The 16,644-nt window shown below is 71.5% G+C and carries 18 protein-coding genes; 8 read left to right on the top strand and 10 right to left on the bottom strand.

Translation table 11 applies throughout. From position 1 onward, the window contains the following. Positions 1 to 74: 74 nt before the first annotated feature. The 6 genes from ACH34Q_RS02610 to ACH34Q_RS02585 all read right to left on the bottom strand — a co-directional run bounded on the left by ACH34Q_RS02610 (position 75) and on the right by ACH34Q_RS02585 (position 7,990). Positions 75 to 1,394 (bottom strand): ABC transporter substrate-binding protein, encoded by a 1,320-nt coding sequence (locus ACH34Q_RS02610; protein WP_395981049.1) that lies wholly within the window; start codon positions 1,392 to 1,394, stop codon positions 75 to 77. Positions 1,395 to 1,937: 543 nt separating this feature from the next. Further along, on the bottom strand, positions 1,938 to 2,969 hold the full coding sequence (locus tag ACH34Q_RS02605) for a LacI family DNA-binding transcriptional regulator (RefSeq protein ID WP_395981048.1): 1,032 nt from the start codon (positions 2,967 to 2,969) through the stop codon (positions 1,938 to 1,940). 10 nt (positions 2,970 to 2,979) lie between these two features. After that, entirely contained in the window at positions 2,980 to 4,641 is a 1,662-nt protein-coding gene (locus ACH34Q_RS02600) for a glycoside hydrolase family 13 protein (protein WP_395981047.1), read from the bottom strand. Between the two features lie 74 nt (positions 4,642 to 4,715). After that, on the bottom strand, positions 4,716 to 5,552 hold the full coding sequence (locus ACH34Q_RS02595; RefSeq protein ID WP_395981046.1) for a carbohydrate ABC transporter permease: 837 nt from the start codon (positions 5,550 to 5,552) through the stop codon (positions 4,716 to 4,718). Next, positions 5,549 to 6,586: a carbohydrate ABC transporter permease gene (locus ACH34Q_RS02590; RefSeq protein WP_395981044.1), complete on the bottom strand. Its 1,038-nt coding sequence runs from the start codon at positions 6,584 to 6,586 to the stop codon at positions 5,549 to 5,551. Before ACH34Q_RS02590 ends, ACH34Q_RS02595 begins: the two co-directional genes overlap by 4 nt. Before the next feature lie 96 nt (positions 6,587 to 6,682). Next, entirely contained in the window at positions 6,683 to 7,990 is a 1,308-nt protein-coding gene (locus ACH34Q_RS02585; protein WP_395981043.1) for an ABC transporter substrate-binding protein, read from the bottom strand. Between the two features lie 296 nt (positions 7,991 to 8,286). Here ACH34Q_RS02585 and ACH34Q_RS02580 point away from each other — a divergent pair, with 296 nt between their 5' ends. The 3 genes from ACH34Q_RS02580 (at position 8,287) to ribA (ending at position 10,030) form a co-directional block, all read left to right on the top strand. Further along, positions 8,287 to 9,063: an alpha-amylase family glycosyl hydrolase gene (locus ACH34Q_RS02580; RefSeq protein ID WP_395981042.1), complete on the top strand. Its 777-nt coding sequence runs from the start codon at positions 8,287 to 8,289 to the stop codon at positions 9,061 to 9,063. Continuing rightward, entirely contained in the window at positions 8,952 to 9,200 is a 249-nt protein-coding gene (locus ACH34Q_RS02575; protein ID WP_395981082.1) for an alpha amylase C-terminal domain-containing protein, read from the top strand. The genes ACH34Q_RS02580 and ACH34Q_RS02575 overlap by 112 nt, the downstream gene beginning before the upstream one ends. A gap of 176 nt (positions 9,201 to 9,376) precedes the next feature. Beyond that, the gene (ribA, locus tag ACH34Q_RS02570; protein ID WP_395981081.1) at positions 9,377 to 10,030 is read left to right on the top strand and encodes a GTP cyclohydrolase II; all 654 of its coding nucleotides are present in this window, start codon (positions 9,377 to 9,379) and stop codon (positions 10,028 to 10,030) included. Between the two features lie 2 nt (positions 10,031 to 10,032). Here ribA and ACH34Q_RS02565 read toward each other — a convergent pair whose 3' ends face one another. Further along, on the bottom strand, positions 10,033 to 10,794 hold the full coding sequence (locus ACH34Q_RS02565; protein WP_395981041.1) for a CDP-alcohol phosphatidyltransferase family protein: 762 nt from the start codon (positions 10,792 to 10,794) through the stop codon (positions 10,033 to 10,035). A 63-nt stretch (positions 10,795 to 10,857) separates the two neighbouring features. Here ACH34Q_RS02565 and ACH34Q_RS02560 point away from each other — a divergent pair, with 63 nt between their 5' ends. The 5 genes from ACH34Q_RS02560 to ACH34Q_RS02540 are packed head-to-tail and all read left to right on the top strand — an operon-like array spanning position 10,858 to position 15,091. Next, entirely contained in the window at positions 10,858 to 11,874 is a 1,017-nt protein-coding gene (locus ACH34Q_RS02560; protein ID WP_395981040.1) for a zinc-binding alcohol dehydrogenase, read from the top strand. Then, positions 11,852 to 12,250 (top strand): 6-pyruvoyl trahydropterin synthase family protein, encoded by a 399-nt coding sequence (locus tag ACH34Q_RS02555; protein ID WP_395981039.1) that lies wholly within the window; start codon positions 11,852 to 11,854, stop codon positions 12,248 to 12,250. The genes ACH34Q_RS02560 and ACH34Q_RS02555 overlap by 23 nt, the downstream gene beginning before the upstream one ends. Continuing rightward, positions 12,238 to 13,353: a glycosyltransferase family 4 protein gene (locus tag ACH34Q_RS02550; protein ID WP_395981038.1), complete on the top strand. Its 1,116-nt coding sequence runs from the start codon at positions 12,238 to 12,240 to the stop codon at positions 13,351 to 13,353. Before ACH34Q_RS02555 ends, ACH34Q_RS02550 begins: the two co-directional genes overlap by 13 nt. Further along, the gene (locus ACH34Q_RS02545; RefSeq protein WP_395981037.1) at positions 13,350 to 14,147 is read left to right on the top strand and encodes a class I SAM-dependent methyltransferase; all 798 of its coding nucleotides are present in this window, start codon (positions 13,350 to 13,352) and stop codon (positions 14,145 to 14,147) included. Before ACH34Q_RS02550 ends, ACH34Q_RS02545 begins: the two co-directional genes overlap by 4 nt. Then, positions 14,144 to 15,091, top strand: a complete 948-nt coding sequence (locus tag ACH34Q_RS02540) for a YbhN family protein (protein WP_395981036.1) — start codon at positions 14,144 to 14,146, stop codon at positions 15,089 to 15,091. Before ACH34Q_RS02545 ends, ACH34Q_RS02540 begins: the two co-directional genes overlap by 4 nt. Here the strand turns inward: ACH34Q_RS02540 and ACH34Q_RS02535 are convergent. From ACH34Q_RS02535 to ACH34Q_RS02525, 3 genes are read right to left on the bottom strand one after another with little or no spacing between them, the layout of a single operon-like run. Then, positions 15,005 to 15,250, bottom strand: coding sequence for a creatininase family protein (locus ACH34Q_RS02535; protein WP_395981035.1), 246 nt, complete (start codon positions 15,248 to 15,250; stop codon positions 15,005 to 15,007). The genes ACH34Q_RS02540 and ACH34Q_RS02535 overlap by 87 nt on opposite strands. Continuing rightward, on the bottom strand, positions 15,237 to 15,710 hold the full coding sequence (locus ACH34Q_RS02530; protein WP_395981034.1) for a creatininase family protein: 474 nt from the start codon (positions 15,708 to 15,710) through the stop codon (positions 15,237 to 15,239). The genes ACH34Q_RS02535 and ACH34Q_RS02530 overlap by 14 nt, the downstream gene beginning before the upstream one ends. Before the next feature lie 36 nt (positions 15,711 to 15,746). After that, positions 15,747 to 16,568, bottom strand: a complete 822-nt coding sequence (locus ACH34Q_RS02525) for a phosphatase PAP2 family protein (protein ID WP_395981033.1) — start codon at positions 16,566 to 16,568, stop codon at positions 15,747 to 15,749. Positions 16,569 to 16,644: the final 76 nt, after the last annotated feature.

Raw genomic sequence — 16,644 nt, 5'->3', positions numbered from 1 at the left:
TCGACTCGTGGCGTGTTCGCCTCGTCCGGCGGCCGGCAGGGCGAACACGCCACGAGTCAACGGTCAGGAGAGGATCAGCGGGCGGCCTTCTTGGCCTCCTCGACCGCCTTGGTCCAGGCCTCCTCGGGCTTGACCTTGCCCTGGCCGACCGCGATCAGGATGTTCTCGACCGCCAGCCGGACCTCCTCGTTCTTCGGGCCGAGGTGCACCGGCTTCACCTGGGCGGCCATGTCGCCGAAGATCTTGCCGGTCGGGGCGTCGCTGAAGTACGCGCTCTTGGCGTCCGCGACCGCGGGGTCCTTGGCGGCCTGCGGCGACGACGGGAAGGTGTTCTTGGCCTTGAACGCGCCGACCTGCCCCTGCGGGCTGCTCAGGAACTTGGCCAGCTCGGCGGCCTCCTTGGGGTGCTTGGTCTGCTTGGGGACGGCCAGCCAGGAGCCGCCCCAGTAGCCGCTGCCGCCGGGTACCGCGGCCACGTCCCACTTGCCCTTGCCGGAGTCACCGGAGAACTCCTCGATGCCGCCGAGCATCCAGGACGGGCAGGGCAGGGTGGCGAACGTGTCGCGCTTCAGCGCCGTCTGCCACGGCGGGGTGAAGATCGACATGTCGGCCGTCATCTTGTTCTGCGAGAACTTCAGCGACGTGTCGAACGCCTGCTTCACGGCCGGGTTCGTGTCGAACACCAGCTTGTTGTCCTTGTCGAAGAAGCTGTAGCCCGGTCCCGCGCCGGCGTTCTGCAGCACGGTGGCACGGAAGATCGCGGTCGGCCCGTCCAGCCACTTGCTGCCGGACACCTTGTCCTGGTATTTCTGCCCGGTCTGCTGGAACGCGTCCCAGGTCGGCCAGAGCGCGGAGACCTCGTCCCGCTCGGTCGGCAGGCCCGCCTTCTTGAACAGGTCCTTGCGGTAGCACATGCCGAGCGGCCCGATGTCGGAGCCGAGCCCGACCAGCTGCTTGCCGTTCGGGGAGACGCCCATCTGCCACTTCCACGGCAGGAAGTTGTTCTGCAGTTCCTTGCCGCCGTGGTCGAACAGGTTCACGAACTTGCCGGCCTGCTGCATGTAGGTGGGCAGGATGCCCTCCTCCAGCGCGACGATGTCGCCGGCCCCGCTGTTGGTGGCGATCCACTGCTGCAGCCGCGGCTTGTAGTCGTCCAGGGTGGAGACCTTGCGCTGCTTGATCGTGACGCCCGGGTGGGACGCCTCGTACTGCTTGTAGAGCTCCTCGTAGCCGAACTCGCCGAACACGTCGACGGTCAGCTCGACGGGCCCCGAGCCGCTTTCGCCGTCGTCTCCGCCGCAGGCGGAGAGACCGGCGGCGGCCAGGACCCCGGCCAGCAGTGCGGCGGCGGTCCGTGCTGCCGGCCTGCGGCCGCGTCGCTTGTCAACCCTCATTCCGACCCCTCTCAGGTCGTGCCGGGTGGGTGGGGGAAACCTACGATGCCCGCACCGACCCGGGGGGAGGGTGACGGCCATCACTTGTGTGGGAGCGCTCCCACGAAGGAAAGACGGGTGGCCCCAGGGTTGTCAATGCTCGCAACACAACCGTTACGTTCGGCCCGGTCCGGCCTCGCCCGGCCCCGGCCGGGCTCGCGCCGCGGCGGGTTGACAGATGTCGCGCCGCCCGCGAAGCTGGCTATGGGAGCGCTCCCACAGCGCCGGTACGCGACACGGCGCGATCGCCTCCCGGAGACCTGGCGCGCTGGGCACTACCTCCCCCCGGCCGCGACGGACGTGCTCCGGGACGTGGAGCGTGCCCCCTCTCAAGGGGGCGCCGAGGGGCGCGGGCACGAGCCGCGCCCCTCGGCCTGGCGCCCTGTGCCTCAGCCACCGCGCGAGCGCGCTACCTGCCCGGGGAGGCGATGCCGAAGGCGAGCCTCACCGGGCAGATCGCGAAGCGATGTCGCGCTCGCACAGGGCCCGGTTAGACGCGAGCCGCTAGGCGAGTGTCGTAGGCCGGGACTTCGAAAACACCGCGGTGGAGCGCCTGACCACCAGCTCGGGGCGGTAGAGCAGTTCGGTGCTGGGTGCCCTCGTCCCGCCGATCTCCTCCAGCAGCGTGCTCACCGCGGCCAGTCCCATCTCGCGGACGGGCTGGCGCACGGTGGTGAGCGGCGGGTCGAGATAGGGCGCCATCAGGGAGTCGTCGAAGCCCACCACCGACACGTCCTCGGGGACCCGCAGATGCCGCTGCCTGGCGCCCCGGATCGCGCCGATCGCGATGATGTCGCTGCCGCAGCAGATGGCGGTGCAGCCGCGGTCCAGCAGCCGCTGCGCCGCCGCCTGCCCGCCCTCCACCGTGAACAGCGTGTTGACCACGAGCTCGTCGATGTCGGTGACGCCCAGATGCTCGGCCATCCCGCGCCGGAAGCCCTCGGTCTTGCGGATCGAGGGGACGAACCGGCCCTGGCCCATCGCCAGCCCGATCCGGCGGTGGCCGAGAGAGGCCAGATGCCCCACCGCCATCTCCAGCGACGCGGTGTCGTCGTTGGAGATGAACGGTGCCTCGATGTCGGGCCGGAACCCGTTGATCAGCACGATCGGCAGCCCGCGGTCGATCAGCCGGGTGTAGCGGGCCCGGTCGGACCGGGAGTCGGCGTGCAGGCCGTTCACGAACACGATCCCCGAGACCCCGCGCTCCAGCAGCAGCTCGGTGTAGTCGTCCTCGGTGATCCCGCCCGGGGTCTGGGTGCACAGCACCGCGGTGTACCCGGCCAGCGCCAGCGCGCTCTCGATGACCTGGGCGAACGCGGGGAAGATCGGGTTGGTCAGCTCCGGCACGATCAGCCCGATCAGCCCGGCGCGCTGCTGCCGGAGCCGGGCCGGCCGCTCGTACCCCAGCACGTCCAGGGCGGTGAGCACCGCCTGCCGGGTCCCGGTGGCCACGCCTGGTTTGCCGTTGAGCACGCGGCTCACCGTCGCCTCGCTGACTCCCGCATGGGCAGCGATGTCGGCCAGGCGCATCGTCATAGCCATGACTTTATCGGTCCCCGCTCGTCCGGCCGCTGTCCGTGACGTCGCACCACACGGCGGTATCGGGCGGCAGGACGAGGCATTCGCCGTCCGGCCGGATCGGGCCGCTGGCGAGCAGCGGCCGTCCGTACGACGGGATCCGCACCGTCCGGTCGCTCAGGTTCACCGCGCACGTGAGCCGCCCGCCGGTGCCGTCCTCGCCGGGGAGGGCCTCGCGGGAGAAGACGAGCGTGCCGGGCGGGCCGATCAGCCAGCGCAGCGTGCCGTCGCCCAGCGCCGGGTGCTCGCGCCGCAGGCGCAGCGCCGAACGGTAGAGCGCGAGCATCGACTCGGGGTCGGCGGCCTGGCGCTCGACCGTGAGGCCCGCCCAGTCCGCCGGCATCGGCAGCCAGCTCGTACCGCCCGGGCCGAACCCGAACGGCGGCTCGTCGCCGGACCAGGGGAGCGGTACGCGGCAGCCGTCGCGGCCCGACTCGGGGTCGCGGGCGCGCTGCGGGTCCTGCAGGTACTCCTCGGGCAGGTCGAGGACCTCGGACAGGCCGAGCTCCTCGCCCTGGTAGATGTAGGCCGAGCCGGGCAGCGCCAGCATCAGCAGCGCGGCGGCGCGGGCGCGCCGCTGCCCGACCTCGCCGTCGCCGTAGCGGGTGACGTGCCGCTTGACGTCGTGGTTGGACAGCACCCAGGTGGTGGGCGCGCCCACTTGCCCGGTGGTACGGAGCGACTCGTCGATGACGTCCCGCTTGGCGCGCGGCTCCCAGTCGACGCTGAGGTAGTGGAAGTTGAACGCCTGGTGCAGTTCGTCCGGGCGCACGTACAGCGAGAGGCGCTCGGCGGTCGGTGCCCACGCCTCGGCCACCGCGATGCGCTCGCCCTCGTACGAGTCGAGCAGCCGGCGCCAGGAACGGTGGATCCGGTGCACGCCGTCCTGGTCGAAGTACGGCAGGACCGTACGGCCGAGCATGGTGACCTGGTCGGAGAAGCCCACGTCCGGGAGGCCGGGGGCCTTGACCATGCCGTGCGCGACGTCCACCCGGAAGCCGTCCACGCCCAGGTCGAGCCAGAACCGCAGGACGTCCTCGAACTCGGCGTGGACCTCGGGGTTCTCCCAGTCCAGGTCGGGCTGCTCGGGGGCGAACAGGTGCAGGTACCACTGGCCGTCCGGTACGCGGGTCCACGCGGGCCCGCCGAAGACCGACTCCCAGTCGTTGGGCGGCAGCGAGCCGTCCGGGCCGCGGCCGTCGCGGAAGATGTAGCGGGCGCGCTCGGCGCCGCCCGGTGCCGCCTCCAGCGCGGCCTGGAACCAGGCGTGCCGGTCGGAGCTGTGGTTGGGGACGACGTCCACGATGATCCGGAGGCCGCGCTCGTGCGCGTCGGCCACCAGCGCGCGGGCGTCGTCCAGGGTTCCGAAGATCGGGTCGACGTCGCGGTAGTCGGCCACGTCGTATCCGAAGTCGGCCATGGGGGAGGTATAGAACGGGGTCAGCCAGAGGGCGTCCACGCCCAGTTCGGCCAGGTGCGGGAGCCGGGAGCGGACGCCGGCGAGGTCGCCGATGCCGTCTCCGTCGGAGTCGGCGAAGCTGCGGACGTACACCTGGTAGATGACCGCGTCGCGCCACCACTGGGTGGTGGCGCCGGGAGCGGGGGTGACGTCGACGATGTGCTGCGTCATGGGTTCCTTCTTGCGGTGCGGGTGACGTTCGGTGACCAGTGGTTCGGTGACCCAGTGTGCGCGGGATGGGGCGGCTACTTGACTCCCCCGGCGGTGAGACCCGCCACGATCCGGCGCTGGAAGATCAGCACCACCACGACCAGCGGAACGGTGACGATCACGCCGGCCGCCATCTGGGTACCGAACGGCTGGTCGAATCCCGACACCCCGGTGAACTTGGAGATCGCCACCGTGGCGGTCTGCATCTCCTTCTTGTTGACCACCGAGAGCGCGATGATGAACTCGTTCCACGCGGCGATGAACGTGATGATCGCCGTGGTGAACACCCCGGGGGCGGCCAGCGGCACCACCACCTTGCGGAACGCCTGGCCGCGGGTGCAGCCGTCCACCATCGCGGCCTGCTCCAGCTCGAACGGCAACTGCCGGAAGAAGGTGGTCAGCAGCCACACCGTCAGCGGCAGCGCGAAGCCGAGGCTGGGCAGGATCATCGCCTGGTAGGTGTTGATCCACTCGATGTCGGTGAAGAGTTTCAGCAACGGGACGAGCTGGGAGATTCCCGGGAACATGGTGGTGCCGATGATGATCCCGAGCACCGCGTTCTTGAACGGGAAGTCCAGCCGGGCCAGCGCGTACGCGGTGAACACGCCGACGACCAGGGTCAGCGCGGTGGTGATCCCGGCCACCACGAAGCTGTTGAGCAGCGACCGGCCGAAGCCGTTGCCGCCGCCGAACACGGCGGTGAAGTTCTCCAGCGACCAGCGCACCGGGATGATCGAGTTGTCGAACTGGTCCTGCGGCCGCCGGAACGCCGACACGACCATCCAGTAGAACGGGACCAGGCAGTAGAGCACCACGGCGGCGATGCCCACGTACGGCAGGACCTTGCGGGCCCGCGCGGCGATGGCGGTCATGCCCGCCTCCTCCCCTTCTTCTTCTTGCCTCTGTGCACTTCGCGGGCCTCGCCGATGATGTCGGCGCCGAGCAGCTTGACGAACAGGTAGGAGATCACCGCGATGTAGAGGAACAGCACCGTGGCGTACGCGGCGGCCGAGCCGTACCGCAGGTTGTTCGCCTCGAACCAGGAGATCATCGTCAGCGTCTCGACCGAACGCTTGTTGACCCCGATCAGCACGGCGGGCAGGTCGAACATCCGCAGCACGTCCAGCATCCGGAACAGCACCGCGACCAGCAGCGCCGGCTTGACCAGCGGCAGCGTGATCCGCCAGAACTGCTGCACCGCGCTCGCGCCGTCCACGCGGGCCGCCTCGTACACGTCGCGCGGGATCAGCTGCAGCCCGGCCAGCACCAGCAGGCCGATGAACGGGGAGGTCTTCCAGACCTCGGCGATGATCACCGCGAGCTTGGACTCGAAGCCGTCGGCGGTCCACAGCACCTGGTGCCGGATCATCGCGTTGAACGCGCCGTCCGCCTGGAAGATCCAGCGCCACAGCAGCCCGGAGATCGCGGTGGGGATCGCCCACGGCACCAGCACGCTGGCCCGGACCAGGCCGCGGCCGCGGAACGCCCAGTGCATGATCAGCGCCATGCAGACGCCGATCACGGTCTCCAGGATCACGGTGGTGAAGGTGAAGAACGTGGTGTTGCCGAAGGCGTTCCAGAACGCGTCGGCGCGGTCGCCGGAGAAGATCGCGGTGTAGTTGTCCAGCCCGACGAACCGCTCGCCCTCGATCACGAAGCCGTCGGCGTCCAGGGCCTGGCCCTTGGTGAACAGCGACTCGCGGAAGCCGGCGATCACCGGGTAGCCGACGACGAGCGCCAGCACCAGCAGCGTCGGGGACAGCAGGATCGCGGCCAGCCGGCGCGAGCCCGACACGTCCTTCTTCGGTTTCCGCGCCCGCCCTCGCCTGCGGGCCGCGTCCGGCGCGGATCCCGCCGTCCGCTCGCCATCGAACGTGGTGGCCATCTGCCTCATCTCTCTGGACATCGCCGTGCCGTGGCGAGGGCGCGCAGGATCGTCCCCCTGCAGAAAAGAGAGCGCCCCGCCACGGCGGCCGGCGGTCTTGCGACGACAGGGTCCGGGCTACGGCGTCGTGGTCAGCGCGCCGAGCTTGCCCTGCAGGTCGGCGAGGGCCTTGTCGGTCGGGGTCTTGCCGTTGAGCGCGTCGTACACCGAGCCCTGGATCGCCGCGGTCACATCGCCGTACTTGACGGCGGCCGGGCGCGACTCGGCGTTCTCGATCGCGGTCTTCAGCGTCGGCAGGAACGGGTACTTCTTGATCATGTCCGGGTCGTCGTAGAGCGCGGCCACGGTCGGTGCCTGCGAGGTGGCCAGCGAGTTGGCCTTCTGCTGGGCGGCGTCGGCCATGTACGTGATGAAGTCGAGCGCGGTGGCCTTGTTCTCGGCGAACGAGGAGATCGCGTAGTTGTGGCCGCCGAGGGTGGCCGCGCCCGGGCCGTCCTGGCCGGGGATCGGTGCCACCTTGAACTTGCCCGCCACCTTGGAGGAGCCGTCGTCCTTGCCGGCCAGCTCGTACTGGTACGGCCACTGCCGGTGGAACAGCAGCTCGCCGGACTGGAAGTGGCGGCGCCCGCCCTCCCCGTCCAGGGTCAGCGCGGCCTTGGGCATCCGGCCGTCCTTGATGGCGTCGACCAGGAAGTCCACGCCCGCCTTGGCCTGCGGCGTGTTCACCGCGGGCTTGCCGTCGGCGCCGACGATCGCGCCGCCCGCGCTGTTGATCGCCTCGGAGGCGGACACGGTCAGGCCCTCGGTCTTGCCGACCTCGGTGAGGTAGCAGTCCACGTCCTTGCCCGCGGGGATCTTCCGCACCTTGTCGCAGGCCGCCCACATCTCCGGCCAGGTCTTGGGCGGCTCGGCGACGCCCGCCTTCTCCAGCAGGTCGTGCCGGTAGAACAGCAGCCCGGCGTCGGAGGTCAGCGGCATCGCGTACAGCTTGCCGCGGTACTCGCCGGTGGTGACGGTCGCGGGCAGCAGCTTGCCCGTGTCGACGCCGTTCGCGCCCTTGGGCAGCTCGACCAGCCAGCGGTTGGCGGCGAACTCGGCGGTCCACACGACGTCGAGGTTGAGGATCGTGTACGCGTCCGACTTGGTCGTGGCGTTCTGGATCATCTGCTGCCGCTGGTCGTTGGGCTCGTCCGGCAGCTCGATGACCCGGGCCTGCTCCTTCGGGTGCGCCTGGTTCCAGCTGTCGATCATCTTCTGCATGTTGCCGGAGCGGTCCTTGCCGGTCGCCAGCGTGATCGGCCCGCGCCCGGTGAGCGCCGCGCCGGCGGTGCCACCTTCGCCGCCGGACGAGTCGTCGCCGCACGCGACGAGTGAGAGCGTGAGCGCCAGGCCGGTCAGCGCGCCGGCCAGGGGTGTGCCCCGCATGGGTCCTCCTCGGTGGGGCCGCGATCGGCCCCGGGTCTGCGTCGCCCCGACGTGTCCGGCAGGGGCGTTCTGTGAGCCGGGACGTTAGCAAGGCTTTGCAGAACGGTAAATCCCTTGCAGAAACTTTCAGCAGGATCGTGGCTGTTCCGTTACCGCTGCGCCCGTGACCGGCACGTCCTTTAAAGTGGCGACGGTTCGCGGTGTGCGGGAGCTGCAACTTCTTGCTGAAGTCTTGCGGCTTTTCTGTAACTTCCCGGCAACATGGGAGGTCCCCCGCTCCCGTGGTGGAGGCATCCATGAGCATGCGCCGATGGGCCGCGGCATCCGCCGCCGCCCTCATCACCGCAGCACTCGGCCAGGCCGCCGTCCCGCCCGCGCAAGCCGCCCCGCCAGGCGCCAGGACCATGGTGGTCCAGCTCTTCCAGTGGAAGTGGACCGACGTGGCGAAGGAGTGCGAGAACGTCCTCGGCCCCAAGGGCTTCGGGGCCGTCCAAGTGTCGCCGCCGCAAGAGCACATCGTCCTGCCGGACGCGGGCCAGGGAGGTTACCCCTGGTGGCAGGACTACCAGCCGGTCGGCTACCCCGGCTCCGACATCGCGACCCTCACCACCCGGCGCGGCGATGCCGCCGCGTTCCGCGACATGATCGCCCGCTGTCACGCCTCGGGTGTCCGGATCTACGCCGATGCCGTCATCAACCACGCGACCGGCAGCGCGAGCGGGCGCGGCAGCGCGGGGACGACGTTCCAGAACCAGTACGTCTACCCGGGGACGTTCTCCGATGCCGACTTCCACACCTGCCGCCGCGACATCGCGGACTACGGCGACCGCTGGGACGTCCAGAACTGCGAGCTGGCCGGCCTCGCCGACCTCGAGACCGGGGACGCCGGCTACGTCCGCCCCCGCCTCGGCCGCTACCTCAAGGACCTGGCCTCCCTCGGCGTGGACGGCCCGGCAACAAGATCGCCTTCAGCCGGGGCGACCGCGGCTACGTCGTCATCAACCGGGACGAGTCGAGCGGCTGGAACCGCACGTACCGGACCCGGCTGGCCCCCGGCACGTACTGCAACGTGATCGGCGGCGCGTACGACCCGTCCGCCCGGACCTGCAAGGCCTCGCACACCATCACCGTCGCCTCCGACGGCACGTTCACGGCCGATGTCCCGGCGATGACGGCCCTCGCTCTCCATACGGGCGCCAGGCTCGGCTGATCCCGCCGAGGCCCACCCTGGTCACACGGCCGATGTTTCGGGCGCGGGCGGCCCGCTTGATAGAGGATCAGGCCAAGTCACCCCATTCCGGAACGCGATTATCTGGCGCGTGACGCAACCGTAGGGACGGACCTCTACGTACCAGGGGTGACGACCCGACGGTGACGAGGGGGAAGATGCGCGAGCACGCCATTGCCAACGAGGACATCGCGGAGGCCGATCTGGTGACGCGGCGCGGAACGTTCCGCGCCGTGGCGTTCCGGGATCCGGTGGACCGGCACGAGCACATGGCGCTCGTCCGGGGCCGGACCCGGGGGGAGGAGAACGTGCTCGTCCGGGTCCACTCGGAATGCATGACGGGAGACATCTTCGGGGCGACGCGCTGCGAGTGCGGTGACCAGCTCGGCGCGTCGCTGGACGCCATCGTCCGCGAGGGCGGTGGTGTCCTGGTGTATCTGCGCGGCCACGAGGGCCGGGGGATCGGCCTGGTCGCGAAGGTGCGCACCCACATCCTGCAGGACGAGCAGGGCCTGGACACGGTCGACTCGGCGACGGCGCTCGGGCTGCCGGTCGACATCCGGGACTACGGGCCGGCGGCGCGGGTGCTCGACCACCTCGGCGTCCGGTCGGTGCGGCTGCTGTCGAACAACCCGGAGAAGGTCGAGGCGCTGCAGTCCTTCGGCATCAAGGTGACCTCGCGGGTCCCGGTGCTCGTCCCGGCCAGTGACGACAACATCAGGTACCTGACCGCCAAGCGCGACCGCCTCGGCCACGACCTGCCGCAGCTCGACGCGTTCCCGCGGACGAGCTGCGGCGAGGCGAGCGGATGACGTCAGCCGGCCCGGCCGTGGCGCCGCAGCCAGGCGACGTCGCGGCCGAAGGACCACACGAGGGCCGCGAGGGCGGCGGCGCAGGCCAGGGCGGCCGGGACGTACGGAAGCGTCCCGGCGACGACCAGGACGACGCCCTGGAGAGCGGCGACGACCTTGCGGGCCAGGCGGGGCGGGAGCGCCCCGCCCAGCCACGGCAGGGCCCACGCCGCCGCGACGAACGCGTACCGCATCATCCCGATCGCCAGGACCCACGGGCCGGTGGACGCGGCGACGTGGACGCTCAGCGCGAGGATCAGGAAGGCGTCGACCTCCATGTCGAACCGCGCCCCGAACGGGGAGCACGTCCCGGTACGGCGCGCGACCTTGCCGTCGACGCCGTCCAGGAGCAGCGCCATGGCGGCCAGTGCGGTGAGGGCCAGCAGCGGTACGCCCGATTCGGCCCGTTCCACCACGAGTGCGGTCACGCCCCCGGCCAGGACGGCCCGGGCCAGCGTGACGCGATCGGCCGGTCCCAGCGTGCCGAGGCCCGCCCGGCGGAGCGCACGGGTGAGGATGGCCCACAGCGCGAAGGTGTGCAGGACCCCGGCCGCCCAGGCGGCCGGGCCCAGGCCGGCCGCCGCCCACAGCGTGCCCAGCAGCACGAGCTGGGCACCCGCCGCGGCGGCCGTCTCCCGGCCCGCCATGGCCGGCCGGGCCGGGGCCGGCGTGATCATCGGGCTCCGGGTCCCTGCGGCGGGCCGGGTCTTCGCGAGCTCGGTCATGGTGGTCTGCGTCATGGCCTGCCGTACGCGGCCGGGCCCGTGGAGCGTTCAGAAAGGACGAGGATGGAGCGCAGGGCGCGCGCGTTCTGGGTGCGGTCTCCCGGCGAGGGCGAGATCCGTTCGGTACGGCTTCCGGAGCCGGGACCGGGCGAGGTCCTGGTCCGCACGCTGCATTCGGGCGTGAGCCGCGGGACCGAGGCGCTCGTCTTCCGGGGCGGCGTGCCCGCGAGCCAGCGCGACCTCATGCGTGCCCCCTTCCAGGACGGCTCGTTCCCCGGGCCGGTCAAGTACGGCTATCTCAACGTGGGCGTCGTCGAGCACGGGCCCGGCGACCTGCTCGGGCGTACCGTCTTCTGCCTCTACCCACATCAGACCAGGTATGTGGTCCCCTCCGGCGCCGTTACGCCGGTACCGGACGGCGTGCCGCCGGAACGGGCCATCCTGGCGGGCACCGTGGAGACCGCCGTGAACGCGCTCTGGGACGCGGCGCCGCTGGTCGGTGACCGCATCGCGGTCGTCGGGGCCGGCATGGTCGGCTGCTCCGTCGCGGGCGTGCTCGCCGGATTCCCCGGTGCCCGGGTCGAGCTCGTCGACGTCGATCCGTCCCGCGCGGCCGTCGCCGAAGCGCTCGGCGTCGGGTTCGCGTCACCGGAACGGGCGGCGGGGGAGTGCGACCTGGTGGTGCACACCAGCGCCACCGAGGCCGGGCTCGCCCGTTCCCTGGAACTGCTCGCCCCGGACGGCGAGGTCATCGAGCTGAGCTGGTACGGCGACAAGCCCGTCCGCGTCCCGCTGGGCGAGTTCTTCCACTCCCGCCGGCTGTCCCTGCGCGGCAGCCAGGTGGGGGCCGTGGCGCCGTCCCGGCGGGCGAGCCGCGACTTCGCCGACCGGCTGGCGCTGGCGCTGCGGCTGCTCGCGAACCCCGCGTTCGACGCCCTGATCACCGGGGCCAGCGGCTTCGAGGAGCTGCCCGAGGTGCTGCCACCGCTCGCGTCCGGCGAGCTGCCCGCTCTCTGCCACCGCATCGACTACGCGACCGACTCCAAGGAGGACGTCCTTGTTCAGCGTCACCGTTCGTGATCACCTGATGGTCGCGCACAGCCTGCGCGGCGAGGTCTTCGGGCCGGCCCAGCGCCTGCACGGCGCGACGTTCCTGGTGGACGCCTCGTTCCGCCGGCCCGAGCTCGACGCCGACGGCATCGTGGTGGACATCGGGCTGGCCACCGTCGAGCTGGGCGCCGTGCTGGCGGCGTTCAACTACCGCAACCTCGACGACGAGGCCGCGTTCGCCGGGGTCAACACCTCGACCGAGTTCCTGGCCAAGGTGATCGCCGACCGGCTGGCCGACCGGGTACGGGCGGGCGCGCTCGGCGAGGGCGCGCGCGGGCTCACCGGGATCACCGTGACGCTGCACGAGTCGCACATCGCGTGGGCGAGTTACGAGTGCGCGCTGTGAGCCCGGTGGTGAACGGCCCGGTGGTGAACAGCGCGATGGTGACCGGGGCGGTGTACGTGGTCATGCCCGGCGACGTCGACCGGGTGGCCGTGCCCAGCGGCGGCAACGTCTACGACCGCCGGGTCTGCGAAGGCATGGCGCTGACCCGCCCGGTGCACGAGATCGCCGTCGCCGGGTCGTGGCCGCGCCCCGACACCGCCGCCCGGCAGCGGCTGGACGACGCGCTCGCGGCGGTCCCCGATGGGGCGGCCGTGCTGCTGGACGGCCTCGTGGCGTGCGGCGTACCGGAGATCGTCGTCCCCCATGCGCGGCGGCTGCGCCTCACGGTCCTGGTGCACCTGCCGCTCCGGGACGAGACGGACATGGAGGACCTGGCGGATCTGGACGCCGGCGAGCGCGAGACCCTGCACGCCGCCGGGGCCGTCGTGGCCACCAGCACGTGGGGCGCGCGCCGGCTGGTCGACCACCACGGGCTCGACACCGCCCGGGTCCATGTCGCCGCACCTGGCGTAGAGCCCGTTCCCGCGTCCGAACCCGGCGACGGGACGCGGCTGCTGTGCGTGGCCTCGGTCACCCGGCGCAAGGGGCACGACCTGCTCGTCCAGGCCCTCACCGACGTCGCCGACCTCCCCTGGACCTGCGAGTGCGTCGGGCCGATGCGGTACGACCTCACGCACGTCTCGCAGGTCCGCAAGCTCGTCGAGCAGCATGACCTGGACGACCGGATCTCGCTCGCGGGCCCGAGGATGGGCGAACGGCTCGCCGCCACGTACGCGGGCGCCGATCTGCTGGTGCTGCCGTCCCGCGCCGAGACGTACGGGATGGTCGTGACCGAGGCCCTGGCACGCGGGATCCCGGTGCTGGCGACGTCCGTGGGCGGCGTGCCGGAGGCCCTCGGACGGTCGCCGGACGGCCGCGTTCCGGGCATCCTCGTCCCGCCCGACGACGTCGCGGCGCTCGCGGCCGCGCTGCGCCGCTGGCTCACCGAACCCGCGCTGCGGCACGACCTGCGCGACGCGGCCCTCGAACGCCGGGGCACGCTCCACGACTGGGACGCGACCACGCGGGACCTCACCGCCGTACTGGACCGGGAGGCCCGTTGAGCACCCCCGGAACGTTCTCGCCCGACTGGCTGGCCCTGCGTGAGACCGCCGACGCCGCCGCCCGCGCCGTGGACCTCCTCGGCCCCCTGCGCGCCCACCTGGCCGACGCTCCGACGCCGCTGGTCATCAGGGACCTCGGCTGCGGTACGGGCTCCCTGGGCCGCTGGCTCACCGGGTGGCTGCCCCGGCCCCAGCACTGGATCCTGCACGACCGCGATCCGGAGTTGCTCGTACGGGCCGGCGCGACCATGACCGCCTCCGGTGCCTCCGTGGAGACGCGGCAGGGCGACATCACGTCCCTCACCGCCGCCGACCTCGCCGGTACCTCGCTGGTGACCGCGTCCGCCCTGCTCGACCTGCTCACCGCACCCGAGCTGGACGGCCTCGCCAACGCCATCGCCGGAGCCGGATGCCCGGCGCTGCTGGCCCTGTCGGTGGTCGGACGGATCGAGCTCGTACCGCCCGACCCGTTCGACGCCGCGTTCGCCGCCGCGTTCAACGCCCACCAGCACCGCGGCTCCCTGCTGGGCCCGGACGCCGTCACGGCCGCGACCCTGATGTTCGAACGGCTCGGCGCGACGGTCTGGAACAGCCCGAGCCCCTGGCGGCTCGGGCGTGACCAGGCCGCACTGGCCGAAGCGTGGCTGCGCGGCTGGGTCGGCGCGGCATGCGAGGAATCGCCGGACCTCCCCGGCGAGACCTACCTGCGGCAGCGGCTCGGCACGCTCGCGGCCGGTGAACTGAACGTGGTCGTCCAGCACCGCGACCTGCTCATCCTTCCGGGGGCGTCATGACGAGGTCACTATGGCCCTGGCTGCGGACGCTCATCGCCGTGGGCATTCTGGGCACGCTCGTGTGGTGGCACAGTACGGAAGCGTTCGTACGGGCGCTGCAAGCCGTCGACATGGAATCGATCCTCGTCGCCCTGGCGATCGGCCTGTTCACCACCCTCTGCAACGCCCAGCGATGGTGCCTGGTGGCACGCCGCCTCGGCCTGCGCCTTCCCTTGGGGGTGGCCGTGGGCGACTACTACCAGGCGCTTTTCCTCAACGCGGTGCTGCCCGCCGGCGTGCTCGGTGACGTTCACCGTGCGGTCAGCCATGGCAGAGACTCGGGCAACGTAGGCAAGGGCGTCCGCGCCGTCGTTCTCGAACGCGTCGCGGGCCAGGCGGTCATCATCGCCGCCGGAGTGCTCGTCCTGCTCACCCGGCCCGCCCTCCTACCCGACCCCACCACCGTGGCCCTGGTGGGCCTCGGCCTAGCAATCGTGACCGCGCTCGCATTCCGGTCCCGGCGGTGGCGTCGCGCCATCACGGCCGAGGTACGCCTCGTACGCGACATCTGGACGGGCATGGTGGTCCTGTCGGCGGCGGCGCTGGCGGGCTACGTCGCCCTGTTCTTCGTCGCGGCACGTACCGCGGGCTCGCACGCCCCGCTCACCGACCTCGTCCCGCTGGCGGTCCTCGCGCTGCTGGTGATGGGCCTGCCGGTGAACGTCGGCGGGTGGGGCCCCAGGGAAGCGGCCACCGCCCTGGCGTTCGGTGCCGTAGGGCTGGGCGCGGCGCAAGGGCTCACCGTCGCCGTCGTGTACGGGGTGCTCACGTTCGTCGCGAGCCTTCCCGGCGCGGGCGTCCTGCTGCTCCGCCCCCGCCTACGGGTCAAGGAGCCGCAGGTGCTCCTCGAACGATTCGACCAGCGAAGCCAGAAGGTCCCGGCCCTTGCCGGGCGACGCCAGTGACGGCCGCCCGACGACACCGGAATCGGTGTACGGCTCCAGCCCCAGCGTGAGCATGTGGCGCCGATCGCCCGAATCGTGGTCGGACGCCTCGTACCCGGGCTTCACCAGGCCCGGATGCGCGTGCAGCAGGATGGACGTCTCCAGCTCACCGGCGTGCATGTCGTCGGCGGCCGGGCTCCCCAGCCCCGCCCCCCGACCGCGCCGCCTCCCAGTCCGGCTCGGTCGGGAACAGCGCCATGTCCCCGCCCGCCTCCTGGACGACGTTGCCCAGCACGTAGTTGCCGCCATGCCCGTTCACCAGCACCAGCTTGGCGATCCCCGACCTGCGCAGCGACTCGGCGATGTCCCGTACGACCGCGTACAGCGTCACCGCCGAGATGCTCACGGTGCCCGGCCACGCCGCATGCTCGTGCGAGCAGGAGACCGTGACCGGCGGCAGGAGCATGACCGGATGGACGGCGGCGATCTCCCGCGCGATCGTGCACGCGATGACGGTGTCGGTCGCCAGCGGAAGGAACGAGCCGTGCTGCTCGAAACTCCCCACGGGCAGCAGCGCCACGGAGGCGTTCCGGTCCTGTTCGTCGTCGGTGGTGGTCAGCGGCAGGAGATACGCGGTCATTTCTGGCCCCATGGAACAGAGCATGTCGTATCGGGCTCAGGCAGGGACCCGTTCCCGCTCCCGAGACACCACTTCCGGCCCCTCGACCGGCTGCTCGGCAGGCACGAGCCGTACCGGAACCGCCTCTGCCGGCACCGGCCCGCGCCGGCGGGCCAGCGCCACGACGAGCACCGTGCCGCCCAGCAGCGCGGCGGCCACCATCCCATCCAGCCAGTAGTGATTGGCGGTCACGACCACCACCAGCACCGTGACCGGCGCGTGCAGGGCGAGAACCCAACGCCACGGACTCGGCGACACCCTCAGCACCGCCAGCGCCACCAGTAGCGCCCAGCCCACATGCAGGGAAGGCATCGCGGCGTACTGGTTGGCGAAACCGTCCGCCGCCGCCGGGTACGCGGACGGCCCCACCGACAGCATCGTGTCGGTCATGCCCAGCCCGGCCAGCCTGGGCGGCGCCAGGGGATACAGCATGTGAACGGCCATTCCGGCCGCCGTCAACACCACCAGCTCGTTCCGCACCCGGGTGTAGGCCGCCGGGTGCCGTACCCACAGCCAGACGAGAAGCAGCGCCGTGGCAGGGAAATGCACGCCGACGTAATACAGATTGGCCAGAAACGCCGCAGGCTCCCAGCTCAGAACGAAATCCTGAATCCAGATCTCGTCCGGCAGGGCCATCGCACGTTCCGTGTCCCAGACGGCCTTCGCGTTGGCCATCGCCGCACCGACACCGCCATCGACGAGCTGCCGGCCGAACTTGTACACCGCGAACAAGGCCAGCAGCAGCCCGGCCTCCGTGAGCAGGGGCCGTACCCGGCCCATCCACAGGACCGGCCTCATCGGAATCGCCTCGTTCGCCATGTCACCACCCTGTGTGCCCGGCGGCTACAACACAGGCGGCCGATCACCCCTTCCGAAGGGACGGAGATCCCCGTTC

The organism is Actinomadura sp. 9N407, from assembly GCF_044326315.1.
In the GTDB taxonomy this organism is placed as follows: domain Bacteria; phylum Actinomycetota; class Actinomycetes; order Streptosporangiales; family Streptosporangiaceae; genus Spirillospora.
Note: the sequence above shows the minus strand (reverse complement) of the source record. Positions and strands in the feature narration are given on the sequence as shown.